This is a genomic window from Streptomyces sp. NBC_01288 (genome assembly GCF_035982055.1).
Lineage (GTDB): Bacteria > Actinomycetota > Actinomycetes > Streptomycetales > Streptomycetaceae > Streptomyces.
The window spans coordinates 6,706,591-6,729,195 of sequence record NZ_CP108427.1 but is presented as its reverse complement, the minus strand read 5'-3'; the positions used below and the strand labels follow the sequence as shown (position 1 = coordinate 6,729,195).

At 72.2% G+C, this 22,605-nt stretch carries 23 protein-coding genes; 13 read left to right on the top strand and 10 right to left on the bottom strand.

Features of this window, described 5'->3' with window-relative positions; genetic code table 11:
- Window positions 1-65: 65 nt before the first annotated feature.
- Complete coding sequence (locus OG194_RS30510) at window positions 66-1,025, top strand: D-2-hydroxyacid dehydrogenase family protein (RefSeq protein ID WP_327403992.1); 960 nt, start codon at window positions 66-68, stop codon at window positions 1,023-1,025.
- 40 nt (window positions 1,026-1,065) lie between these two features.
- Here the strand turns inward: OG194_RS30510 and OG194_RS30505 are convergent, their stop codons facing one another.
- Window positions 1,066-1,611 carry a DUF2087 domain-containing protein gene (locus OG194_RS30505; RefSeq protein WP_327403991.1) on the bottom strand — a complete coding sequence of 182 codons (546 nt, stop codon included), beginning with the start codon at window positions 1,609-1,611 and terminating at the stop codon, window positions 1,066-1,068.
- Window positions 1,612-1,807: 196 nt separating this feature from the next.
- On the opposite strand from OG194_RS30505, the gene OG194_RS30500 reads away from it, so the two are divergent.
- Complete coding sequence (locus OG194_RS30500; protein WP_327403990.1) at window positions 1,808-2,107, top strand: chaplin; 300 nt, start codon at window positions 1,808-1,810, stop codon at window positions 2,105-2,107.
- A gap of 115 nt (window positions 2,108-2,222) precedes the next feature.
- On the opposite strand, the gene OG194_RS30495 is transcribed toward OG194_RS30500, so the two are convergent.
- The 7 genes from OG194_RS30495 to chpG form a co-directional block, all read right to left on the bottom strand.
- Complete coding sequence (locus OG194_RS30495; RefSeq protein WP_327403989.1) at window positions 2,223-3,089, bottom strand: tyrosinase family protein; 867 nt, start codon at window positions 3,087-3,089, stop codon at window positions 2,223-2,225.
- A complete protein-coding gene (locus OG194_RS30490) occupies window positions 3,073-3,507 on the bottom strand; it encodes a tyrosinase family oxidase copper chaperone (RefSeq protein WP_327403988.1) in 435 nt (144 codons plus the stop codon). The genes OG194_RS30495 and OG194_RS30490 overlap by 17 nt, the downstream gene beginning before the upstream one ends.
- Before the next feature lie 154 nt (window positions 3,508-3,661).
- Window positions 3,662-4,180 carry a hypothetical protein gene (locus tag OG194_RS30485; protein ID WP_327403987.1) on the bottom strand — a complete coding sequence of 173 codons (519 nt, stop codon included), beginning with the start codon at window positions 4,178-4,180 and terminating at the stop codon, window positions 3,662-3,664.
- A gap of 210 nt (window positions 4,181-4,390) precedes the next feature.
- A complete protein-coding gene (locus OG194_RS30480; protein ID WP_327403986.1) occupies window positions 4,391-4,888 on the bottom strand; it encodes a DUF5949 family protein in 498 nt (165 codons plus the stop codon).
- Window positions 4,889-5,015: 127 nt separating this feature from the next.
- Window positions 5,016-5,306: a hypothetical protein gene (locus OG194_RS30475; protein ID WP_327403985.1), complete on the bottom strand. Its 291-nt coding sequence runs from the start codon at window positions 5,304-5,306 to the stop codon at window positions 5,016-5,018.
- A gap of 256 nt (window positions 5,307-5,562) precedes the next feature.
- Window positions 5,563-6,261, bottom strand: a complete 699-nt coding sequence (locus OG194_RS30470; protein ID WP_327403984.1) for a hypothetical protein — start codon at window positions 6,259-6,261, stop codon at window positions 5,563-5,565.
- Between the two features lie 260 nt (window positions 6,262-6,521).
- Window positions 6,522-6,761: a chaplin ChpG gene (chpG, locus tag OG194_RS30465; RefSeq protein ID WP_019065678.1), complete on the bottom strand. Its 240-nt coding sequence runs from the start codon at window positions 6,759-6,761 to the stop codon at window positions 6,522-6,524.
- A 254-nt stretch (window positions 6,762-7,015) separates the two neighbouring features.
- On the opposite strand from chpG, the gene OG194_RS30460 reads away from it, so the two are divergent.
- The 9 genes from OG194_RS30460 (at window position 7,016) to OG194_RS30420 (ending at window position 17,508) form a co-directional block, all read left to right on the top strand.
- The gene (locus OG194_RS30460; protein ID WP_327403983.1) at window positions 7,016-8,095 is read left to right on the top strand and encodes a DUF3344 domain-containing protein; all 1,080 of its coding nucleotides are present in this window, start codon (window positions 7,016-7,018) and stop codon (window positions 8,093-8,095) included.
- A gap of 54 nt (window positions 8,096-8,149) precedes the next feature.
- On the top strand, window positions 8,150-9,358 hold the full coding sequence (locus tag OG194_RS30455; protein WP_327403982.1) for a glycosyltransferase: 1,209 nt from the start codon (window positions 8,150-8,152) through the stop codon (window positions 9,356-9,358).
- Window positions 9,355-10,776: an exopolysaccharide biosynthesis polyprenyl glycosylphosphotransferase gene (locus OG194_RS30450; protein ID WP_327403981.1), complete on the top strand. Its 1,422-nt coding sequence runs from the start codon at window positions 9,355-9,357 to the stop codon at window positions 10,774-10,776. Before OG194_RS30455 ends, OG194_RS30450 begins: the two co-directional genes overlap by 4 nt.
- 66 nt (window positions 10,777-10,842) lie before the next feature.
- Window positions 10,843-12,177, top strand: coding sequence for an O-antigen ligase family protein (locus OG194_RS30445; RefSeq protein WP_327403980.1), 1,335 nt, complete (start codon window positions 10,843-10,845; stop codon window positions 12,175-12,177).
- Window positions 12,174-13,886, top strand: a complete 1,713-nt coding sequence (murJ, locus tag OG194_RS30440) for a murein biosynthesis integral membrane protein MurJ (protein ID WP_327403979.1) — start codon at window positions 12,174-12,176, stop codon at window positions 13,884-13,886. Before OG194_RS30445 ends, murJ begins: the two co-directional genes overlap by 4 nt.
- Window positions 13,870-14,628: a polysaccharide deacetylase family protein gene (locus OG194_RS30435; RefSeq protein WP_327403978.1), complete on the top strand. Its 759-nt coding sequence runs from the start codon at window positions 13,870-13,872 to the stop codon at window positions 14,626-14,628. The genes murJ and OG194_RS30435 overlap by 17 nt, the downstream gene beginning before the upstream one ends.
- Complete coding sequence (locus OG194_RS30430; protein WP_327403977.1) at window positions 14,625-15,779, top strand: glycosyltransferase; 1,155 nt, start codon at window positions 14,625-14,627, stop codon at window positions 15,777-15,779. Before OG194_RS30435 ends, OG194_RS30430 begins: the two co-directional genes overlap by 4 nt.
- Window positions 15,776-16,408: a lipopolysaccharide biosynthesis protein gene (locus tag OG194_RS30425; RefSeq protein ID WP_327403976.1), complete on the top strand. Its 633-nt coding sequence runs from the start codon at window positions 15,776-15,778 to the stop codon at window positions 16,406-16,408. The genes OG194_RS30430 and OG194_RS30425 overlap by 4 nt, the downstream gene beginning before the upstream one ends.
- Complete coding sequence (locus OG194_RS30420; protein WP_327403975.1) at window positions 16,405-17,508, top strand: GNAT family N-acetyltransferase; 1,104 nt, start codon at window positions 16,405-16,407, stop codon at window positions 17,506-17,508. Before OG194_RS30425 ends, OG194_RS30420 begins: the two co-directional genes overlap by 4 nt.
- 22 nt (window positions 17,509-17,530) lie before the next feature.
- Here the strand turns inward: OG194_RS30420 and OG194_RS30415 are convergent, their stop codons facing one another.
- The gene (locus OG194_RS30415) at window positions 17,531-18,793 is read right to left on the bottom strand and encodes a glycoside hydrolase family 26 protein (protein ID WP_327403974.1); all 1,263 of its coding nucleotides are present in this window, start codon (window positions 18,791-18,793) and stop codon (window positions 17,531-17,533) included.
- A 152-nt stretch (window positions 18,794-18,945) separates the two neighbouring features.
- On the opposite strand from OG194_RS30415, the gene OG194_RS30410 reads away from it, so the two are divergent.
- Both OG194_RS30410 and OG194_RS30405 read left to right on the top strand, forming a co-directional pair.
- Window positions 18,946-20,256: a carboxylate--amine ligase gene (locus OG194_RS30410; protein ID WP_327403973.1), complete on the top strand. Its 1,311-nt coding sequence runs from the start codon at window positions 18,946-18,948 to the stop codon at window positions 20,254-20,256.
- Window positions 20,256-21,512 (top strand): NAD(P)-binding domain-containing protein, encoded by a 1,257-nt coding sequence (locus OG194_RS30405; protein WP_327403972.1) that lies wholly within the window; start codon window positions 20,256-20,258, stop codon window positions 21,510-21,512. Before OG194_RS30410 ends, OG194_RS30405 begins: the two co-directional genes overlap by 1 nt.
- A gap of 53 nt (window positions 21,513-21,565) precedes the next feature.
- On the opposite strand, the gene OG194_RS30400 is transcribed toward OG194_RS30405, so the two are convergent.
- Entirely contained in the window at window positions 21,566-22,552 is a 987-nt protein-coding gene (locus OG194_RS30400) for a chaplin (RefSeq protein ID WP_442811649.1), read from the bottom strand.
- Window positions 22,553-22,605 lie beyond the last annotated feature (53 nt).

Here is a 22,605-nt window from a genome sequence, read left to right as displayed (position 1 = left end):
TAAGGTCGATCCCCTCCACCGGGCAGGCCCAGGCAGCCCCCCGGCAGACACCGGAAGGAACTTCCGTGCCCCTGCGCTGCGTTGTCCTGGACGACTATCAGAACGTGGCGACCGACTTCGCCGACTGGTCGCCGCTCAAGGACACCGTGGAGGTCGTGAGCCTGCGCGAACACCTCGACGACGAGGGTGAGTTGGCCGCCGCCCTCGCCACCGCCGACATCGTCGTCACCCTGCGCGAACGCGTCCCCTTCCCCGCCTCGCTCCTCGCCCGGCTCCCCCGCCTGAAGCTGCTCATCGCCTCCGGCATGCGCAACACGGTCATCGACTACGCCGCCGCGAAGGCGCACGGCGTCACCGTGTGCGGTACGGCCAGTTCCCCGACCCCGCCCGTCGAACTGACCTGGGCCCTGCTGCTGGGCCTCGCCCGCGGCATCGTCGAGGAGAGCAACTCCCTGCACGGCGGCGGCCCTTGGCAGCGGACGGTCGGCGCCGACCTGCACGGCCGTACCCTCGGGCTGCTCGGCCTCGGCAAGATCGGCAGCCGCGTCGCACAGGTGGGCCTGGCCTTCGGCATGCGCGTCACGGCGTGGAGTCAGAACCTCACACAAGAGCGCGCGGACGAGGTCGGCGTACAACTCGCCCCGTCCAAGGAGCAGTTGCTCGCGGACAGTGACTTCGTCTCCGTCCACCTCGCCCTCGGCGACCGCACCCGCGGTCTCCTCGGCCCCGTCGAACTCGCCCTGCTCAAGCCCACCACGTATCTGATCAACACCTCGCGCGCGGCGATCGTCGACCAGGACGCGCTGCTCGCCGCCCTGCGCGAGGGCCGGATCGCCGGCGCCGGGATCGACGTCTTCGACAGCGAGCCCCTCCCCGCCGACCACCCGATGCGCACGGCCCCACGCCTGCTCGCGACACCCCACCTCGGCTACGTGTCGCGGGCCAACTACACGACGTACTACGGCCAGGCCGTCGAGAACATCCAGGCCTACCTGGCGGGTTCGCCCGTACGGCAGCTGCCGTAGAACCCATGGTCCGTACGGCAGTTGACGCCGAACCCGCGCGTCAGGCCGCGGCTGTCGACAGCCGGTAGATGCCCTCGCTCCGGCGCAGGTGGTGGAGGTCCACCAGGTAGCGCCGGAGCGTCACATGGTCGACCTCGCCCTCGTCGCACCAGGCGCGCAGCTTCTCGTTGACGATGCGCTCGGGGTACTCCATACCGGGGGTGAAGGTCTGCTCGGCGATGTGCTGGAGGACTACCTGCTTGCGGGTCCACTGGGCGGGGAGGCGGATCAGCCGGCCGCCCCGTACGAAGGTCCGCAGGATCATGTCGGTGTGCTCGTCGCCGGTGGCCGGGCCGTCCTCGGCCGGTTCGTCGCCCTCGCGGGCCAGCTGCTTGAACAGGTCGTAGTCGACGCGGAGTTCACCGTCGTCCATGGTCTTCACCACGCCCTGTTCGCGCAGCCGCAGCAGGGCGACGGCCGTGCCCCTCGGGGTCAGGCCCGCCACTTCGGCGACCCGCTCGGAGGTTTCCGCGCCCAGGGCCACCGCCGCGAAGGCGCGCACCCGGTTCTCCTCGGCGAACAGACGGATCAGTTGGTCGGTTGCCATGTCCGGAGGCTAATGGACACCCGCCCGCCGGGGGCAACGATTTTCCGCCGTCGAACATCCGCGCCCGGCGCTCGAAGCCGTGTTCACAAAGGGTGATCCCGGCGTCGGCGCCGTTACCAGCCATGCGCCGCCGCGTTGAACTCCAAGTGCGGTGGCGAGTCCTGCCGTCGCACTCATCGAACCAAAGGAGAACGTGATGTCTCGCATCGCGAAGGCGGCCGTTGTCGCCCTCGGCACGGGTGCCGTGGCGCTCGGTGGCGCCGGCCTGGCCATGGCGGACGCGGGCGCGCAGGGTGCGGCCGTCGGTTCGCCCGGCGTCCTGTCGGGCAACGTCGTGCAGGTCCCGGTCCACATCCCGGTCAACGTCTGCGGCAACACCATCAGCGTGATCGGCCTGCTGAACCCGGCCTTCGGCAACACCTGCGCCAACGTGAGCGGCCACGGCCACCCCGGCCACCCCGGCCCGGGCTACGGCGGCAACGGCTACGGCCACTGATCCGACCGCACACGCGGACGGACGTACGTACGCGAAGAGCCCCGGCACCTCAGGCGCCGGGGCTCTCCCCGTGTCCGGACATCCACGACCGGTCAGCCGTGGCGGTACATCGGCGTCACGCGTACCGGTAGATACCGCTGACGTCCTCCAGCTGCTCCGGCGTCACGTCCCACGGCGGCATCCGCTCCTGCCGTGCCACGACCCGCCCCTCCTGGTCGTCGCCCGCGCCCGGCGGCTTCGCCGGCAGATAGCGGGCGCCGCGGTGCCTGCTCTGCCAGCGCGACCACTGGAGGTCGACGAAGGCGTGGTGCAGCCAGAACACCGGGTCGTTGACGGACGCGCCGCCGAGCATCACGCCCCCGACCCACTTGTGGACCCGGTTGTGGTTGCGCCAGGACGCGCTGCCCGACCCGGTGCCCCACCCTTCGAGCCGGTTGCGGAACCCCGTGCGACACGTCGAGTCCCAGGGTGAGATGTCGTAGACCGGGTCGGCGAGCGCCCCGTCCAGGTCGCTCTTCGTCGGCAGCCCGATCGGGGCGCCGGCCCGGCCCAAGTCCCTTGTGAGGTAAGGCTCGTCGGTGATGTTCTCGGTGATCTTCCACTTGCCCGCCGCGTAGGCGAACGGCCCGGTCGTCACCTGGTGGTCGGAGCGCCGCCCGGTGCCGCCGAGCAGGTCCTTGGTCCAGGGCAGGGCGGTCGCGGAGCGGTCCCGCGTCCAGTCCCAATAGGGCACCGTCACCGAGGAGTCGACCCGGCGCAGCGCCCGCTCCAGGTCCAGCAGGAACTGCCGGTGCCAGGGCAGGAAGGACGGCGCCATGTGCGCGGAGCGCAGTCCGTACTCCCCGTCGGGCACGAAGTACTCGATGTGGGTGCGCACGAACTCGTCGTACTCGCCCCGCCGTTTGACCTCCAGCAGCGCCGCCACGAACCGCCGCTTCTCGGCGCTCGTGAGTGTGCTGACGTCCTTACGCGTGTACGCCATGGTCTCCCCTCATGTGCATCGGACCGTTTGCCTCGCTCAACTCCCGGCCCGGGCTCAGCTGGTCGACCGCCGCGCGGGTCGCCTCCAGGGCGGTGGGATACGAGCGGTAGTGGTCGACCATGCTCAGCCAGGTGCCGTCGGCGCGGCGCATCAGATGCAGCGGCCGCCCGTCCACCGTGACCTGCCACCCGTCCTTCAGCACACCGTGGATACGACGGCCCCGGTACGTCTCGTCGAAGGCGGTGTCCCCGGGGTCCTCGCCGGAGCGCGTGGGCCGCGAGGCCGCGACGACGGGCACGAGGGCCACGGCGAGCACGGCACCGAACACCCCGCGCAACGCCTCCCGCCGCGTCCTGCGCACCGGCCCGGGTCTGACCGACTCCCGGCCCACGGGTACTCCACCGACGCTCACGCTCATGGCCCAACTCCCTCGTCCGTACGGCTCGTTCGAGGGGCTAACCGTCCGGCGGCCCGTGCGGTCACCGTCCGAAGTCCCCAGGGCAAGCGGAAGGGCCCGGGTCGCACCACCCGGGCCCTCTCGTCCTACGACCGTCCGCGCTCCTGCGCTACGGCTACAGGCCCGCCCCCGTGACCACGTCCGCGCCCGGCACGGTCTGCAACACCGGTGCCAGGACGCCCAGTTGGGGCGCCTTCAGGTCCGGGAGGCCGAAGTTGTCGGGGTTGGGCGGGGTCAGCGGCACGTCCAGCGCCAGGCCCGGGGCCATCGTGCGCAGGTCGGAGGCCGGCGTGCTGACGCCGACGTGGTCGAAGCCGTCGCCGAGGACGTGCGGCAGCGGTGCGCGCAGGCCGAGGCCGGGCAGGCCGCCGTGGACCGGAAGTTGGGGAATGGCCCGCTCCGGGATGAGCCGGCCCTCGACGTACCGCGGGCCCTCGGGCGAGCCCGGCATGGGCACGGGCACCTCCCCGCCCAGCTTGGGGAGTTCCATGCCGAGGGCACTCTCCGCGCCTTCGAGCGGCACGGGCACGGGGACCGTGCCGATCGCGGCGGCGGGGGTCGCGACGGCGGCGCCGGTCGCGGCCGCCACGGCCGTGATGACGGCGGCGATGGTTCCTCGGGTGGTCGACTTCATGGAGTGCGGTCCCTTTCGGAATTCGGAGGCTCTGCGTGCTGACCGGGTAACGAGGCCGGGGCGCGCATCAGTTCAAGATTCCCCCGAGTGCCGTAGTAGTCAGCTTTCCGGAATTCCCGCCGACGGGCCGGGATCTGCTTCCCGTCAGCGGGCCGGAGCCGTCAATTCCCGCCCGCTGTCCAGTCGTTGATCCAGCCGTTGATCCGGTCGTCAGCCGCGCAGGCTGCGGGCGGGCAGGATGATGTGCGCGGCGGCGTTCAGGGTGTCCTCGGAGCCGGCGAACTCGGCCAGCGCCTCGGGGGTGACGGGCTTGCCCGGCTCGGCCTCGGGCCAGGGGCGGGTGGTGAACACGAGGTAGGCGAAGCCGCGTTCGCCGACCGCCGCGAGCCACTCGGGCGGCGGCACGCACTGGGCGTTGAGCTGCGGCATGTTGAGGACGGCCTGCCCGGACTCGACGAGCATCGTGATCGGCAGGCTGGGCCTGGTGGCGCCGTCGACGACGTTGCCGCCGACCGGGAGCCCGTTGTCGGTCAGCAGCCGTTCCACGGCGGCGGTGGCGGCCTCGGGGCCGTCCGCGGCGTCGCCCAGGGTGTAGGCGAGGAGATAGGGCATGTCCCCGTCGGGGGCCTCGCCGCTCCACGCCAGGACGACGAGGGTGCCGAGGTCGGCGACGCGGAAGGGGCGCGTTTCGCTTGAGGTTGAGGTCACCGCGCGACCTTATCGACGGGCCGGAAGGCCACCGGCCGCGTTCTCACCCGTCCGGCCGATGGCGCGGGCACCCCGCCACACGAACGAGGGACGCCTCGCGACGCCCCTCGAACACCACCGGAGGAACTCAGCTCTGCAACGGCAGACCGCCGAGCAGCGGGTTGTGCTGGTTCAGCGCGGCGGTCGCGCCCTTGAGGGTGTTGAGCGCGGAGCCCTTGTTCTCGGTGTCGAGCGCGTCCGACTGGTGCTGGAGCGGCATCACGTCGGCGGGCTGGAGCCGGCCACTGGTGAGGGTGTTGACGGCGCCGGTGAGGCTGGTGGGCGTCACGTCGGCGGGGCTGTAGGCGAACGCGGGCGCGGCGGCACCGGCGAGGGCGAGGGACCCGGCAACGACAGCGGCAGCCTTCAGGGACTTCATCGTGTTCCTTTCTTCGGCAACTCATGTCACCAGAGCGAATTCTGTCGCCGTGTGTAACGAGTTCCGGCCGGGGCGGAAACCCCGTGCGCAGAAACTTTCTGCTGCCCACTCGAATGCGGCCTGTGTCTCATCGGCGTTTCCCATCCTCATATGAAAAGGCCGTGGAACCGAAAAGGCCGCCGGGCCGACCCCCGGAAAGGGACCGGCCCGACGGCCGTTCTGCGACCGCTCTACGGCTGTTCTGCGACTGCTCGCGTCAGACGCCCGGAACCGCCGGTACCGCGGGCACCGCCGGAAGCGAGGACGTCGACGGCAACGACGGCAGCGCGGGCAGGCCGGGCAGGCTCGGTGCGGGCAGACCGCCGCCGAGCAGCGTGGCCGCGACCACGTTGACGAGGCCGGTCACGACACCGGTGACCGCCGGGACGACGCCGGCGACATTGCCGGAGGTGACCGCCGCGAGCAGCGTGGCGACCGCTTTCTGCAGGGAGGCGAGGGCGTCACCGGCGAGGTCGGCGGGCGCCTTGGCCTTGGAGTCGTCGGCGCTCTTGAGCGAGGGCAGCGCGGGCACGGCGGGAACCGCGGGGGCGGCGGGCACGGCAGGCGCCGCGGGGACCGCCGGAGCGGCCGGCGCCGCCGCGGTGATCTTGGCGACGGCCGCGGTGACCGCGTCGCCCAGCGACTTCGCCTGGTCGGCGGAGAGCTGGCCGTTGTCGGCCTTGAGCGCCTGGGTCAACAGGTCGGTGACGGGGGTGAGCACGCTGCCGAGGTCGCCGAGGCTCTTGACCGGGGCGAGCAGTGCGTCAGCGTTGGGGACCGGCGCGCTCGACGCGGCGTGGACGTGCTTCCGCGCCGAGTCGTTGTCGGCGGCGACGGCCGCGGGGCCGGCGATTCCGATCAGGACAGTGGCACAGAGCACGGAGGACGCGACGCGCCGTGCGGGCAGACCACGCATGGGTGATTCCTTTCGGTGGTGCTTCGGATCTTGAGCCCACCGTGAAAGCGCTCACCACCATCTGCAACCGGTCGGACGCGCCGGGTGACCGTCCGTCAGCCGTGCAGTCGACGTCGTGCCTGGTGAGGGCCATGTCAAGACCGAAGCGCCGGACCGGGACCACTACCGCCCATTCGGGGCAACACCGCCGAACGCCGACCGGCCGTCCCCCCGTGGAGACCCCACGGGAGAACGGCCGGACGAAGTGATGCGCGCGGACGTCAGTCGTTGACGCAGGTGTTGCCGAAGGCCGGGTTCAGCAGGCCGATGACGTTGACGGTGTTGCCGCAGACGTTGACCGGGATGTGGACCGGAACCTGCACGACGTTGCCCGACAGCACGCCCGGGGAGTGGGCGGCCGCGCCGTGCGCGTCGCTGTCGGCGGCGGCGATGCCGGCGGTGCCCGCCATGGCGGCGGCGGCAACGGAGGTCAGGACCAGGCCCTTCGCGATACGCGACATGGAGAGGTGCTCCTTGGGGTTGAAACAAACATCCGGGCGGGGATGCCCGGCGCTGTGTCAACGCGCGGCACCCAAAGGGGTTGTGCCGCCAATGGGGTGATCTACCAGAGGGCCCAACTTCACCATTCCGACACACTTGTTGCGTTTCGCCGGATTAATCCGGACAGCCACTACAGTTGCGCACCTCCCGAAGTACCCCTATAGCCATCACATCGCACATAGGGGCCGTACTTCCCGAAAGGGCACCTCCGGTCATGCGCAATTCCCTGGGTCCATTGCTGCGCCGGGCGTCGACGGGCGCGATCGCCCTCGTCACGATCTGGGCCCCGGCCGCCTCCGGAGCATCCGCCCCGCCCGCCGAGGCGACGCGTGTCCCCTTCGCCCAGCGCTACCACGCGCTCCAGCACGGCGGCATCGTCCGCGCGGCCAACACCTCCATCAGCTGCCGCGCCAACTCGGCCGCGTGCCCGGCCGTACGAGAAGGACAGGCAGCGGTCAACAGCGACTTCGACATGTTCTACGTCGACGTCGACAGCGACCCGAACACCTACAACTCCTCCCGCGCGGAGGTCCGGCTGCCCGAGGGCGCCCGCGCCACGTACGCGCGCCTGTACTGGGGCGGCAACCTCCGCGTCGGCGAGCAGAAGCCGCCCAAGGACAACGGTCGGGTGCTGATCGCGGAGCCCGGCGGCGAGTACAAGGCGGTGCTCGCGGACACCGTCGTCGGGCACCGCGTGGCGGGCGGCGCGGACGCGTTCCAGGCCTCGGCGGACGTCACCAAGCTGGTCCGGCAGAGCGGCTCGGGCCTCTACACCGTGGCCCAGATCAACACCGCGATGGGCAAGTCGGCGGCCGGTGCGTGGGGCGGCTGGACGCTCGTCGTGGCGTACGAGAAGCCGCAGGAGCCGCTGCGCCGGCTGGAGTTGTGGGACGGCTTCGACGCGATGGACTCCCGTACCGGCGCGGAGATCCGGATGCGCGGGGTGCGTGTGCCCGCGCACGCCGGGGGACGCGCGGGCGTGGTGGCGTACGACGGGGATCGCGGCCGCACCGGGGATTCGCTCACGCTCTCGACCGGTCGTACGAACGCCACCGCGCTCGGTGACGGTGCCAACCCCCGTGACGACGTGCTGAATTCCACGATCAGCGACCCGGCGGCGGCGCCTTCGAAGCGTGCGCCCGCGTATGCGAACACGCTCGGCTACGACTCCGACGTGTTCGATCTCGGCAAGGCGCTGCGTCCCGGCGGTGACCAGCTGGCCTTCCGGCTCGTTTCCCACCGGGACGCGGCGTGGTTCGGGGCGCTCTTCGTCGCCGTCGACGCCCAGCAGTGAGGCGCGTTCCCGCCCGCAGTCCCGAGCGCCACCCGTGAGCGAGGAAACCGCGCAATGCACCCACCAGCAACCGACCCTCGGCCACGGGTACTGCACCTCGCCCAGCCCGTGGACGCCGGGGTCGCCCGTGTCGTCATGGATCTGACGTGGGCCCAGCTCGCGTCCGGCCTGCACGTCACGGTCGCCTGCCCCGCCGGCGGCAGCCTCGCGGACGGGGTCCGGGCGCTCGGCGCCGACGTACGCCGGTGGGAGGCGACCCGGTCACCCGGTCCCGCGCTCGTCTCCGAGGTACGGCGGCTCGCCCGGGTGGTCGCGGAGGTGCGGCCCGATCTGGTGCACGCGCACAGCGCGAAGGCCGGACTCGCCGGACGTCTCGCCGTGCGGGGGCGGATCCCGACCGTGTTCCAGCCGCACGCCTGGTCGTTCGAGGCGGTCGGCGGGGTCACCGCCACGCTCGCGACCGGCTGGGAGCGTTGGGGCGCGCGGTGGGCCACCCGGACGGTGTGCGTGAGCGAGGCGGAGCGTACGACCGGGCTGCGGGCCGGGGTCCGGGGCCGCTGGAGCGTGATCCCCAACGGGATCGACACCGAGCGCTTCCACCCCGCGGCCGTGGACACCGTACGGGCCGGCATCGAGCAGCTCGCCGGGGTCGACCCGGCTGCTCCACTGGTCGTCTGCGTCGGGCGGCTGTGCCGGCAGAAGGGGCAGGACGTCCTGCTGACGGCGTGGGACGAGGTGGTCCGGCGGGTGCCGAAGGCGCGGCTGGTGCTCGTCGGCGACGGGCCCGACCGGGCCGCGCTGCGTCAACTCGCCCCGGATTCCGTGCTGTTCGCGGGGTCCGTCCCCGATGCCGTGCCCTGGTACCAGGCCGCCGACCTGGTGGTCCTGCCCTCGCGCTGGGAGGGCATGGCGCTCGCCCCGCTGGAGGCGATGGCCTGCGGGCGTCCCGTCGTCGTCACGGACGTGGCCGGCGCCCGCGAGAGCCTGCCCCTCGCTCTCGACACCGGCTTGAGCGCCTCGGAGGCGGGCCAATGGAAGAGGTGCCTGGTCCCGGCCGAGAACCCCGCGGTGCTGTCCGGGGCCGTCGCCGAGCTGCTGCTCGACCCGCTGCTGCGCGAGTCCCTCGGCCACCAGGGACGCCGGTACGTCCAGTCCACGCACGACGTGCGGCACTCCGCCGAGGCGGTCGCGGCGGTCTATCGCGATCTCCTCGGCGGCAAACCCGTCGTGCCCACCGAGTGCAGGGAGTCCATCCACTCGTGACTGCGGAAAGCACCGTCCCCTCCCCCGGCGGACAGCCACGGGACCACGGATTCTCGAACGTCTCGGTCATCCCCCGCCGCACCGGCGGCGGCTTCCGGTTCCCGGTCCGCCGCCCGCCCGCGCGGCCGACCTCGCCGCTGCCGCTGCTCGGCGCGGATCTCGCCGCCGCCCTGGTGGGCGCCCTCGCGCTCACCGGCGGTCAGCGCAGACCGCTGCTGGTGGCCCTGTTGATCGCCGGGTCGATACTGCTGCGCCCGCATCTGCCCCGGGCCGTACCGCGCGTCCTCGACGAACTGCCCGCCGTCTGCGGCCGGATCGCCGTCGCGTGGCTCGCCCTCGGCACCCTCACCGCGGCCTACGCCCCCGACCGCGCGCTCTCCCTGCGCACCCTGCTCCTGGGCTTCGCCCTTCAATCGGCGGCGAGTTGCGTGGCCCGCGGCGCGGTGCACCGACGCCGCCGCAAGGCACTCGTCAACCACCCCCGCACCGCCCTGGTGATCGGCCCGGCGGCGACCGCGCAACGTGTGGCGGCGGCGGTGCTACGACACCCGAGGTGCGGGATCGAGCCGGTCGGCATCGTCGCCGAACACCCGGACGGCTCCGAGGGGTTGCCGGTCCTGACCACCGGCGAGGAGGTCGAGCGGGCCCTCATCCAGAACGGCGTCCGCGCCGTCCTCACCGTGCACCCCTCCGTACGGTCCGAACGCGGGCCGCTGCTGCGGGCGTTGGCGGAGTCGGGCTGCGCGGTCTGGGAGGTCGACGCCGACTCGCCCTCGTACGAGATGCGTGACCAGCTCGCCGGATTCGCCTGCCGCAGGCTGGAGTTGGGGTCGCGCCACCCCGGCAGCCTCGGCAAGCGGGCCCTGGACGTACTGGCGTCCGGCACCCTGCTCCTCCTGGTCAGCCCCTTGCTGCTGGTGTGCGCGGTGGTCCTCCGTCTCACCGACGGGCGCGGTGTCGTCTTCCGCCAGGAACGCATCGGCAAGGACGGACGCCCCTTCACCCTGCTGAAGTTCCGCACCCACCGCCCGGTCGACGAGCACGAGGCGGCGACCCGCTGGAACATCGCGCGCGAGCCGCAGATGAGCCGCTTCTGCCGCTTCCTGCGCCAGACCTCCCTGGACGAACTGCTCCAGCTCTGGAACGTCTTCCGGGGCGACATGAGCCTGGTCGGCCCGCGCCCCGAACGCCCGTACTTCGTCGCGCAGTTCAGCCAGACCTACCCCGGCTACGCGGCCCGCCACCGGATGCAGACCGGCATCACCGGCCTCGCCCAGATCCACGGGCTGCGCGGCGACACCTCGATCGAGGACCGCTGCCGGTTCGACAACGCGTACATCGACAACTGGTCGCTGTGGCAGGACATCTGCATCCTGGCCCGCACGGTGACCGCGCTCGTACGTCCGACCGGGAGCTGAGCCGTGAACCACCGAGTCCGCATGAACGCCCCTGTCCCGCCCGTACGTCCGACGGGGAGCTGAACCGTGCTGCGCCGCGTCCGCGTGTTCGCCCCCGTCCTCCCGGTCATCGCCGTGATCGCCCTGCTCGGCCTGCCGCTCACCCCGGGCGAGGGCGGCGCGGGCCCGGCCGACGCGGTCTCCGGCCTGGTCGTGCTGTACTGCGGCATCCGGCTCCTCCGCGACCGCAGCCGCCCCCTGACCCCAACTGCCGTAGCCGTCATGGGACTTCCGGTCCTCGGCCTGTCTATCGCCGCGATGGGCGCGTCCTCACCGGGCGCGGGCCTGAGCGGCCTGGGCCGCTACCTCCAGATCTTCGTACTGGTCCCCGCGGCGGTCGTCCTCCTGATCCGCGACCGCCGCGACTTCCGCCTCCTGGCCTGGTCGTTCGTGTCCCTCGCGCTGTGGCAGGGCGCGATCGGCGTCAAGCAGTACGTCACTGCGACCGGCGCCTCCTACCAAGGCGAGGACATCCGCGCGGTGGGCACCTTCGGCCCGACCGACGTGATGGGCATGGCGACGGTCGTGTCCTTCGGCCTGATCTGCGCGCTGGCCCTGGCCCTGGGCCGAAATGACGCGCGGCAAAGGGCAGTTGCCGCCGCCTGCGCCTTCGCCCTGCTGATCCCCCTGGCCCTCTCCTTCAGCCGAGGCGCGTGGATCGCCACGGCCGCGACCTGCGCGATCCAACTGGCCCTGGCCGGCCTGCGCCGCGCTCTGAAGGTGGCGGCCGCGGTGACGGCGGCCGGCATCGTCCTGGTGGGCGGCTTCGGCGTCGGTACGGCGATGCTCCAGGAGCGGATCGACAGCATCACCCAAGTCACCGACGCCCCCGACCAGTCGGTGATCGACCGCTACACGATGTGGGCGGCGGCAACAGCGATGTGGCGCGAACACCCGCTGACCGGCGTCGGTTTGAAGGGCTTCCCCGAACACCGGGACGGCAACGCGTCATTGGCCCTCTCCTCGGGCAGCGACACGGAGGGAGCGGGCGCCGCCTTCCTCAAACAGCCCCTCCTCTCCCCCCACAACATGTACCTCCTGGTCCTCAGCGAACAGGGCCTCCTCGGCCTGGTCACCCTGGCAGGCAGCTGGCTGGCCCTCCTGGTCTGCGCCCTGCGCGGCCTCTTCCGCGTCCACCGCGCCAAACTCCCGGGCCTGGACTGCGCGTTGGTCTCCACCGGCCTCCTGACCTGGCAACTGATCGACTTCATGTACGCGGACATCGGCGGCCCGTCGACGGTCCTGACGGCGGTCGTCTTCGGGGTGGCGGCGTGGTGGTCACTGGTCGGAGCGACGGCTGAGAACCGGCCGGCGGCGACAACTCCGATGCCGATCACCGCCGAAAGGGCCATGTCCCAATGACGGTGAAGCCTCCGACACAGGCCGGCACCACCCCCCTCAAGGGGCGCGGGGAACTGCGCGACCAGCCCCCACGGCGCAGCACCCACCCACCCACCGACACCACGCAGATCCCCACCCCAACCCCCTCGCCAGAACACACCCCGGCCTCAGAACCCCGCGGCTTCCTGGCCAAAGCCGCACTGATCACCGCCGTCCTGTCCATCACCGGCTCCCTCCTGGGCCTCGCACGAGACCAGGCCCTGGCCCGCCTCTTCGGCGCCGGCAGCGAAACAGACGCCTTCCTCGTCGCCTGGACGATCCCGGAATTCGCCGCCACCCTCCTGATCGAGGACGGCCTCGCCTTCGCCCTGATCCCGGCCTTCAGCATGGCCCTCGCCCGCAGAGCCCAAGGCGCCCCCGGCGACCCGGTCCGCTCCCTGGTAGCAACGACCCTCCCCCGCCTGACCCTGGCCTTCATCGCGGTATCGGCCCTCCTCATCGGCACAGCCCCCTACCTGGTCGAAGCCCTGGCCCCCGGCCTCCCCAACCCCGCCCTCGCCATCAGCTGCACCCGCATCACCGCCACCTGCGTGCTCACCTTCGGCCTCGCCGGCTACTGCAGCGCGGCCCTCCGCGCGCACCGCCACTTCGTAGCCCCGGCGGCGATCTACGTGGCGTACAACATCGGCATCATCGCCGGGATGTACGCCTTCGGCGCCCACTGGGGCGTCCGCTCGGCGGCCCTCGGCGTGGCCGGCGGCGGCGTCCTGATGGTGCTGACCCAACTCCCCGCCCTGTGGCGCCAGTTGACGAGCCACAAGCCCACCACCCCGGACACGGGCCCCGCCGAACCCCGCCCGATGAACCTCGCCCTGATGGCCACCGTGCTGCTCTTCGCACTCTGCCGCCAGTCCCAGGTCCTCATCGAACGCTTCCTCGCCTCGCACCTCCCGGCCGGCGCCATCTCGCACCTGAACTACGCGCAGAAGGTCGCCCAGATGCCGATGGTGCTCTCGCTGATGCTGTGCACGGTCACCTTCCCGGTGGTCGCGCGGGCGCTCGCCGAGGGCGACACGGAGAAGGCCCGCGACCGCGTGGAGCGCGACCTCGCGCTCGCCGCCTGCCTGGTACTGCTCGGCGCCGCCGTGGTGATCGCCTGCGCCCCGCAGATCATCCAACTCCTCTTCCAGCGCGGCGCGTTCACCGCCCACGACACCGCCGCGACGGCCGGCGTGATGCGCGTGTACGCCCTCGGACTGCTCGGCCAGACCCTGGTCGGCGTCCTGGTCCGCTCCTACTTCTCGGCGGGCCGCCCCACCTGGTACCCGGTCGGCGCGATGGCCGCCGGCATCGTCGTGACCACCTGGATCGGCGCCTGGGCGGTCGGCCCCTGGGGTGTCATCGGCATCGCCGTCGCCAACGCCACCGGCATCACCTTCACCGCGCTGCTCCTGCTCTACGGCTCGGGCTCGCGCAGTGTCCCGCTCCGCACCCGGCAGGTCCTGATCGAGCTGAGCCGGCCGGTGCGCGCGGCCGTGGTCGCGACGATCGCGGGGGCGTTCGTGGCCCACGCGCTGCCCTCGCCGCTGCTCGGTCTCACCGTCGGCTGCACGACCGTCACCGTCGTCTTCGTCCTGCTCGGCTGGGCCCTGGGCGCCCAGGGCTTCGCACCCGCACTGGAAACCGTACGCTCGATCACACGAAGGCTCTCGCATGGCCGCTCCCGTTGATTCCCCGACCACCGGCAGACGCGCCACGGGCCCGGTCCCGTGGGTGGCGATGTACCACTCCGTGGGCGACTGCTCCGACGACCCCTACCGCATCACGGTCACCCCCGACCGCCTTGAGCAGCAGCTGAGTTGGCTGCGCCGGCGCGGCCTGCGGGGCGTGTCCATGGCCGACCTGATCGCCGCCCGCGCCCGGGGCGAGGGCCACGGCCTGGTCGGCCTCACCTTCGACGACGGGTACGCGGACTTCGTCACCAACGCCCTTCCCCTGCTGGCCCGTTGGGACTGCGGCGCCACCCTCTTCGTCCTCCCCGGGCGCCTCGACGGCGACAACGCCTGGGACCCGCTGGGCCCGCGCAAACCCCTCCTCACCGCCGACGGCATCCGCCAAGCGGCCGCCGAGGGCGTGGAGATCGGCTCCCACGGCCTGACCCACGTCGACCTCACGAAGGCGGACGACGCCACCCTGCACGCCGAGGTCGCCGAAAGCCGTTCCCGGCTACAGGAGTTGGTCAACTCCCCGGTCGACGGCTTCTGTTACCCCTACGGCACGATCGACGCCCGCGCCGTCGACGCCGTACGCGAGGCCGGTTACGCCTACGCCTGCGCCATCGACCCCGGCGACCTCAACGGCCCGCACGCACTCCCCCGCGTCCACATCGGCCAGAACGACACCGCCGTACGCCTCTTCCTCAAGTACCGGCTGCACCGCCTGCGCCGGCGTCCGGTGGAGGGCCTCGCATGAAGGCCCTGCACATCATCACCGGGCTCGGCGTCGGCGGTGCCGAGCAGCAACTGCGGCTGCTCATCCGGCACTTGCCGGTCGACTGCGACGTCGTGACGCTCACCAACCCGGGCGCGGTCGCCAACGGCCTGACCGCCGACGGGGTCCGCGTCCACCACCTCGGCATGACCGGCAACCGCGACCTCGCCGCCCTCCCCCGCCTGGTCGGAATCATCCGCACCGGCCGCTACGACCTCGTCCACACCCACCTCTACCGCGCCTGCGTCTACGGCCGACTCGCCGCCCGGATCGCGGGCGTGAAGGCGATCGTCGCCACCGAACACTCCCTGGGCGACTCGCAGATGGAGGGCCACGGCCTCAGCACCGGGGTCCGCGCCCTGTACCTCGCCAGCGAGCGCCTGGGCCGCTCCACGGTCGCCGTCTCCCCCACGGTCGCCGAACGCCTGAAGCGCTGGGGCGTGCCGGGGCCGCGCATCGAAGTGGTCCCGAACGGCATCGACCTGGCCCGCTTCCGCTTCGACCCGGCGCAACGCCTGCGCACCCGGCAACGGCTCGGCCTGCCCGAGGGCGCGTACGTCGTCGGCGGCATCGGCCGCCTCGCCGCCGGGAAACGCTTCGACGTCCTGATCCGCGCCCTGGCCCAACTCCCCTCCGACTACTGGCTGTTGCTGGTAGGCGGCGGCACCGAGGAGAACCTCCTGCGCCGTACGGCCCACGAGTACGGGGTCGCCGACCGGGTGCTGTTCACCGGCGAGCGCCCCTACACGCCCGACGGCTCACCGGGCCCCGACCTGCCCTCCCTCACCGCCGCCATGGACCTGCTCGCCTCGCCGTCCCCCGAGGAGGCCTTCGGCCTGGCGGTCGTAGAAGGTCTGGCGTCCGGGCTGCCCGTGCTCTACGCCTCCTGTCCCGCCATCGAGGACCTCCCCCCGCAGGCCGCGACCGCCGCCCGGCGTGTGCAGGGCGGCCCCGAGGTCTTCGCCCGCGCGCTGGCGGCGGCCCGCGCGCAGGGCCCGCGTCCGCGCACCGCCCCGGACGCCGCCCACCACTACTGCATCACCCGCAGCGCCGCCCAACTCATGGACGTGTACGCGGCCGCGGTCTCCACCTCGTCGCCGTCCCCCGCACCCCAGGGAGCCAGTTCCTCATGACCGAGATCCGACAGCACCTCCCCCTCAGCCGCGCGAAAGCCCTCCCGGCCTGGTCCCTCCTCGCGGCCGGCGCCGTGGCCGGCGGCCTGCTCGGCGGCGCGTACGGCGTCGTCAAGAGCCCGACGTACACGGCGACCAGCTACGTCATCGCCGTCCCCACCGACAAGGCCGACTCCGCGACCGCGCTCGGTTTCGCGCAGGCCTACGGCCGGGTCGCCACGCAGCTCGCGGTGCTCGGGGACGCGCAGGTGTGGGCGGGCGTGCCGGTGAAGACGCTCCAGTCGAGCGTGCAGACGGCGACCTCGCCGGACGCGCCGATGGTCGCCGTCACGGCCACCTCCTCGCGCGCCGACCTCGCCGCCGACATGGCCAACGCGGTGTCCCGCTCGCTGACCGTGCACGCGAACGACGCGAAGGCCTCGACCCACGTCGAACTCCAGACCTTCGCCCGCGCCATCAAGCCCGCCGCGCCCACCTCGGCCTCGGCCGCGGTGACCGGCCTGGTCGGCGCGAGCGCGGGCGGCCTGCTCGGCGGCCTGCTGCTGCTCGTCCGGCCGCGCCGGACCACCGAGGAGACCGGCCGCCCGGCCTCCGTGCCCAGCCCGGCCACCGCGGCCGACGTGCTGTGACACCGGTGTACTCGACCGAACTCGTCACCGACGCCCAGGAGTTCGCCGAACTCTCCCCGGCCTGGGGCCGGTTGTACCAGAAGTGCGGCGCGGCGACCCCGTTCCAGTCCCACGCCTGGCTGCACTCCTGGTGGCTGTCGTACGGCCGAACGGGCCGCCTGCGTCTGCTCGTCGTCCGCGACGGCCGCGAACTGGTCGCCGCCGCACCCCTGATGCTCGTACGACGCCCGGTGCCCTCGCTGGTCCCGCTCGGCGGCGCGATCTCCGACTACGGGGACGTCCTGCTGGACGACGACCACGGCGACCCGGCCGTCGCCGCGCTCACCGAGGGCCTCGCGTCCGCCGCCCGCACCGCGCTGATCGACTTCCGCGAGGTGCGCCCCGGCGGCGCGGTCGAGCGCGTCTACGACCGCTGGCGCGGCCCGCGCCGCCGCGTCCACGACTCGCTGTGCCTGGAGCTGCCCGCCGTACCGATGGACGAGCTGGTCGCCCGGCTCCCCTCCTCCAAGGCCCAGCGCGTCCGCGCCAAGCTCCGCAAACTGACCGCACTCGGCGTCGAGCGTCACGTCGTACAGCCGGACGGGGTGGACTCGGCGCTACGGCGGCTGCTGGAGCTGCATCAACTCCAGTGGCAGGGACGGAAGGTGACGTCCGAGCATCTCCAGACCCGGTTCTGCGAGCACCTGGTGCGCTCGGTCGGGCCGATGGTGCGCTCCGGGGACGCCGTCGTCACCGAGTTCCGGCTCGACGAGGACGTGGTCGCCGTAGATCTGACGTTGTTGTCGCCGCGGCTCGCGGGCGGTTATCTCTACGGCGCGCATCCGCGGCTGCGGGAGCGGAAGGCGGATGTGGCGGTGATGCTGCTCGACGCGTGCGCCGAGCACACCGGTGTCGACGGGCCCCGCACGCTGAGCCTGCTGCGCGGGGACGAGCCGTACAAGCATCACTGGCGGCCCGAACCGGTCGTCAACCAGCGGCTGTTGCTGGCCCGGCGGCGGACGGCGCCGCTGATGGGGGCGGTCGTCTGCGATGTCGCCGCGCGCCGGCGGGGCAAGGTGCTGGTGCGGAAGTGGAAGGAACGCGGTGGCGACGGACCGTGAGCGGCCCGCCGCCACCTCTGGTTCAGCGGTCGCGCTGCCACCAGTCGAACTTCACGCACAGCTTCCCGCCGAGCCAGTACTCCACCCAGTCGCCCAGCTCGACCGGCGAGCAGTTGGCCGGGTGCGCCGGGGTGGGCGGTGCGGTGGGCGTGGTCGGCTTGGTCGGTTCCGGGGTGACCGGGGCCGTGGGTGTCACGGGTGCCGTGGGCTCGGTCGGGGTCGTGGTCGGGTCCTCGGTGCGGCCGAACAGGACCGAGCGGTAGACCTGGGACGACTTCGGGTTCTCGGAGCACTGCCACACACCGTGCGGGCAGTAGTCGGTGACCGTGTTGTACAGCGGCTTGTGCTCGTCCATCCAGGCGAGCATGCGCTTCATGTACTCCGCGTTGTCGCCGTTTCGGAAGAGTCCCCATTCAGGATAGGAAATGGGCTTGCCGTGGGATTTGGCGAAGTCCACATGTGCCTGAAGTCCGTAGGGCTCTTTCACCTGTTCGTCGAACGTCAGCCCGGACGGCTGGTCGTACGAATCCATTCCGACGATGTCGACCGTGTCGTCCCCCGGATAACACTGCGTCCAGGGAACGGCGTCCCGGCCACGGGTCGGATCGAAGTCGAACCGGAATTTCTGGCCCGGCACCGAGCGCATCGTGGTGACGATCCTGTTCCAGTACTTCTTCCAGGCCTCCGGGTCCGGCCCGCAACGAGAGGTGTACGTGGTGCCGTTCATCTCCCAGCCGAGCACGATCACCGTGTCCGGCACCTTCAGGTCGACCAGCCGCTCGGCGAGGGCCTTGAAGTGCTGATCGAACTGACCGGCCGCGCCCTGCTGGAGCAGCTGCCGCACCTGCCAGTCGGAGACACCGTCCTCGTTGTGCTCCTGCATCGGCACGTTGAGGACGAGCATCCGGTCGGACTTCTCGGTACGCCAGTCCGCCCACACGTCGAGGAGACCGGGGGCGCCCTCGATGTCGCTCCAGTGGTTGCCGGGCAGGTAGGTGTGGCCGACGCGCAGTTCGGCACCGCCCAGCCAACTGCTGAGCGCCGCCATCCGGGCCACGCCCCGGGCCCCGGAGTCGAGGAAGGCCCCGAACGCGGGAGCCTGCTTCGGCTCGGGGGTCTTGGTGGGTTCTACGACAGCCGGGGTGGTCGCGGGAGCAGGCGGATCGGTGACCCGCGTCACCCCCGCCGCGAACCCGGGACCCGACGCGAAAGCCGCCGACGCGGCGACCGTAGCCGCGATGAAGGCCAGCCGGGCGGTTCGGGACCGTCGCTGCTGTGGGGCCATGCCTGCTCCTCTCTCCACTCTCGTACTCCGTGCCGACTTTGCTTTTCCTTCTACTGACACTCAGTCATATGAATATGAATTACGCCACCGCCGTTACGGCTTCCGAGTTCCTCCATCGCCCGCACGGGTGAACCGACCGAAGGAAACAGTCCGTGTCGCTGCTCGACATCCGTGTCCCCGCAGTTCTGTTGCGGATCGACCGGAATCCCTTTCACCACGGAACGCTGGGTGCCGTGCGTTCGCTGGGCCGGGCGGGAGTGGAGGTGCATGTGGTCGCCGACTCCGCCGGAAGTCCCGTGCGCAGCTCCCGCTTTGTCTGCCAGATGCATCCCCCGCCGGCGCCCGGCGCGTCTCCCGGCGAGATCGCCGGCGCGCTCCGGCGGGTCGCGGCGCGGATCGCGCGTCCGGCCGTACTGATCCCGATGGACGACGCGAGTGCCGTCGCAGTCGGCCGGCTCGGCGATGAACTCGCCCCCTCCTATCTGCTGCCGCAGCAGCCCGGCGCGCTGTCCGAACGGGTCGCGGACAAGGCCGAACTGGCCGCCCTGTGCGCGGCGGCGGACATCCCGCACCCGGTGACGCTGATCCCGGAGAGCCCGGCGCAGGCGGCGAGCGCCGCCTGGCAACTCGGGCTGCCGGTGGTCGCGAAGTGGAGCCGGCCCTGGCTGGTGCCGGCCGGGACCGGGCTGCGCAGCACCGTGGTGGTGCACAGCGCGCAGGAGGCGCGCGAGCTGTTCCTGCGCGCCGACGAGGCGGGCAGCCGACTGCTGTTGCAGGCGTTCCTGCCGTCCGGCTCCGACCGCGACTGGTTCTTCCACGGGTACGCCGACCGGTCCGGTGCCGTGCGCGGCGGCGGATCCGGTCGCAAGCAGCGGGCCTGGCCGCGTGGCGCGGGGCTGACGGCGGTGGGCCGCTGGACGCCCAACCCGCAGGTGCAGGCGCTGGCCGAGCGGCTCACCGCCTCGCTCGGCTACCGCGGCATCTTCGACCTGGACTTCCGCCGCTGCGGCACGACCGGGAGCTATCACCTGCTCGACTTCAACCCGCGGCCCGGCGCCCAGTTCCGGCTCTTCGCCGACTCCGCGGGCCTGGACGTCGTCCGCGCCCTGCACCTGGATCTGACCCACCGTCCGCTGCCGGACGGGTCGCCGCGGCCGGGGCGGTCGTTCGTGGTGGAGAACTACGCGCCGCTCAGCGCGCTGCGCCCGGCGCTCGGCGGACGCGAGCTGGCCTGGCACGCACCGGACGACCCGGGTCCGGGCCGCGCGATGTGGGGCCTGTGGGGCCTGCATGTGCTGCGCAAGGTGCGGGAGCGGCTGGGCGGACCGGCCCCGGTGGTGCGTACGGCGGAGGCACGGGTGGTCCGGCAGGCGGGCGAGAGTCACCCCAACGGGCCTGCCAAACCAGCCGAGTTGAGCAAGTTGACCGAGTTGACCGATGACGAGAAAGCGAGCAGCTGCTGATGTACGACCTGCTGGTGGTGGGCGCGGGCCCGTACGGCCTGTCCATCGCGTCCCACGCCGCGGCCGCGGGGCTGAACCTGCGCGTCTTCGGCCGGCCGATGGCGTCCTGGCGCGACCACATGCCCCGGGGCATGTTCCTCAAGTCGGAGCCCTGGGCCTCCAACCTGTCCGATCCTGAGGGCCGTTGGCCGCTCGACGTGTACTGCGCGACCCAGGGCGTGGAGGCCCGGCACGGGGAGCCGATCCCGGTCGAGATGTTCGCCTCGTACGGCCTGTGGTTCGCGCGCAACGCCGTCCCGGAGGTGGACGAGCGGACGGTGGAGCGGATCGCGCCGGTGCCGGGCGGCTTCGAGGCGGTGACCGACGACGGCACGGTGCTGCACGCCCGGACCGTCGCCCTCGCGGTCGGTGTCATGCCGTTCGTCGAAATCCCGTCCGCGCTCAGGGGGTTGGGCCGGACCCTCGTCTCGCACAGCAGCCACCACAGCACGCTGGACGACTTCCGCGGCAAGGACGTCACGGTGATCGGCGGTGGCCAGGCGGCACTGGAGACGGCGGCCCTGCTCGCCGAACAAGGCACGCGGGTACGGGTGTTGGCACGCGCCGACGAACTCTGCTGGAACGACGTGCCGCCCGCGTGGGAGCGCCCGTGGTGGCAGTCGGCCCGCTCCCCGCACAGCGGCCTGGGCCCCGGCTGGCGCAACTGGTTCTACTCCGAGCGCCCCGACCTCTTCCGCCGTCTCCCGGAGTCGACCCGGGCCCGGATCGCGGCCGACGCCCTTGGTCCGGCCGGTGCTTGGTGGGTGCGGGACCGGGTCGAACCGGCGGTGGAGGTGCTCCTCGGCCACGAGGTCGCGGCGGCCGACGTGGTGCCGGGCGGGGTCCGCCTGGAGACGGTGGGCCGGGAGGGCGGTACGCGGATCCTGGACACCGAACACGTCATCGCGGCAACGGGGTTCAAGGCGACGGCCAACCGACTCGGGCTGCTCTCCAGCGAGTTGAGGGGTTCCCTGGCCACGGTGGGCGACGGTTCCCCCGAGGTCGGCCGGGACTTCGAGTCCTCGCACCCCGGCCTCTTCATGGCGGGCCTGGTGACGGCCTCGGGCTTCGGCCCGGCGATGCGCTTCGTGCACGGCGCCACGTACACGGCGGGCGCGCTGGTGCGGGGAGTCGAACGCCGGCTGCACTCGGAACCGCGCGGCGGCATGATCCCGGCCCCGGGACGACGGAGCACGCCGGCCTTCGTACGGCGCTGACGGCGAGGGCGGCGCAGGTGTGCCGGGCGGTGACGTCCGGCACCCCGTGCGTATTACCTACGGGACACGGCTCGGCCTCGCCGGTAGAGGATCATGCCACCCGCGATCAGCGCGGCACTGGCACCGGACGTGGCCAGCATGGCCTCACTGCCGGTGTGCGCCAGAACGGGCGGCGGGGTGTGCTCCCCACCGGTGGGCGGAGGCGTGTGGTTGCCGCCCGCGGGGGGAGGCGGGGTGTGGTTGCCACCGCTGGGAGGCGGCGGCGTGTGGTGCCCGCCGGTGGGAGGCGGCGGGGTGTGATGCCCACCGGTCGGAGGCGGGGTGTGGTGGTGACCGCCGTGCGGAGGCGGCGGGGTGTGGTGCCCACCCGTGGGGGGAGGCGGGGTGTGGTGTCCGCCGGTCGGAGGCGGCGGCGTGTGGTGCCCACCCGTAGGAGGCGGCGGGGTGTGGTGGTGCCCACCCGAAGGGGGCGGCGTGTGGTGATGCCCACCCGTCGGAGGCGGCGTGTGGTGGTGACCGCCGTGCGGAGGCGGCGGCGTCTCCTCACAGTCCTCCGGAGTGCCGTGGCCCGAGTCCCCGGAGCCGTAGCCGGAGTGATCGCCGGAGCCGTACCCGGAGTCGTCTCCATAGCCATGACCGTGCCCGTAGCCGTAGCCGTGGCCGTGGCCGTAGTAATGACCGTGGCCATAACCCGAGCCGTAGCCGTAGTCATCGCCCGAGTCGTCGTCGGAGTCCCCGTACGACGGCTCGGTCCACCGCTCGTGGCCGCCGTGCTCACCACCGTGCCGGTGCTCGCTCTTGACGCCGGCACAGGAGTTGCCGAACGTCGGGTTGAGCCCGGACACCCCGTCGGCGGTGTTGCCACAGGCGTTGACCGGTACGTCGACCGGGACCTCAAGGCTGTTGCCGGACAGGACGCCCGGCGAATCCTTGGCAGCGCCGCCGGTGTACGAATCGGCCAGGGCGGGGCTGCCGCACAGGGACAGAATGCTCGTCGCGGCGGCCGCCGCGACCATTCCCTTACCCAGGGTCTGTCGCAATCTCGTTGTCTTCCTGCTTGAAGTGGGAAAAGCCGGCCTTGGAAACCTGTCCA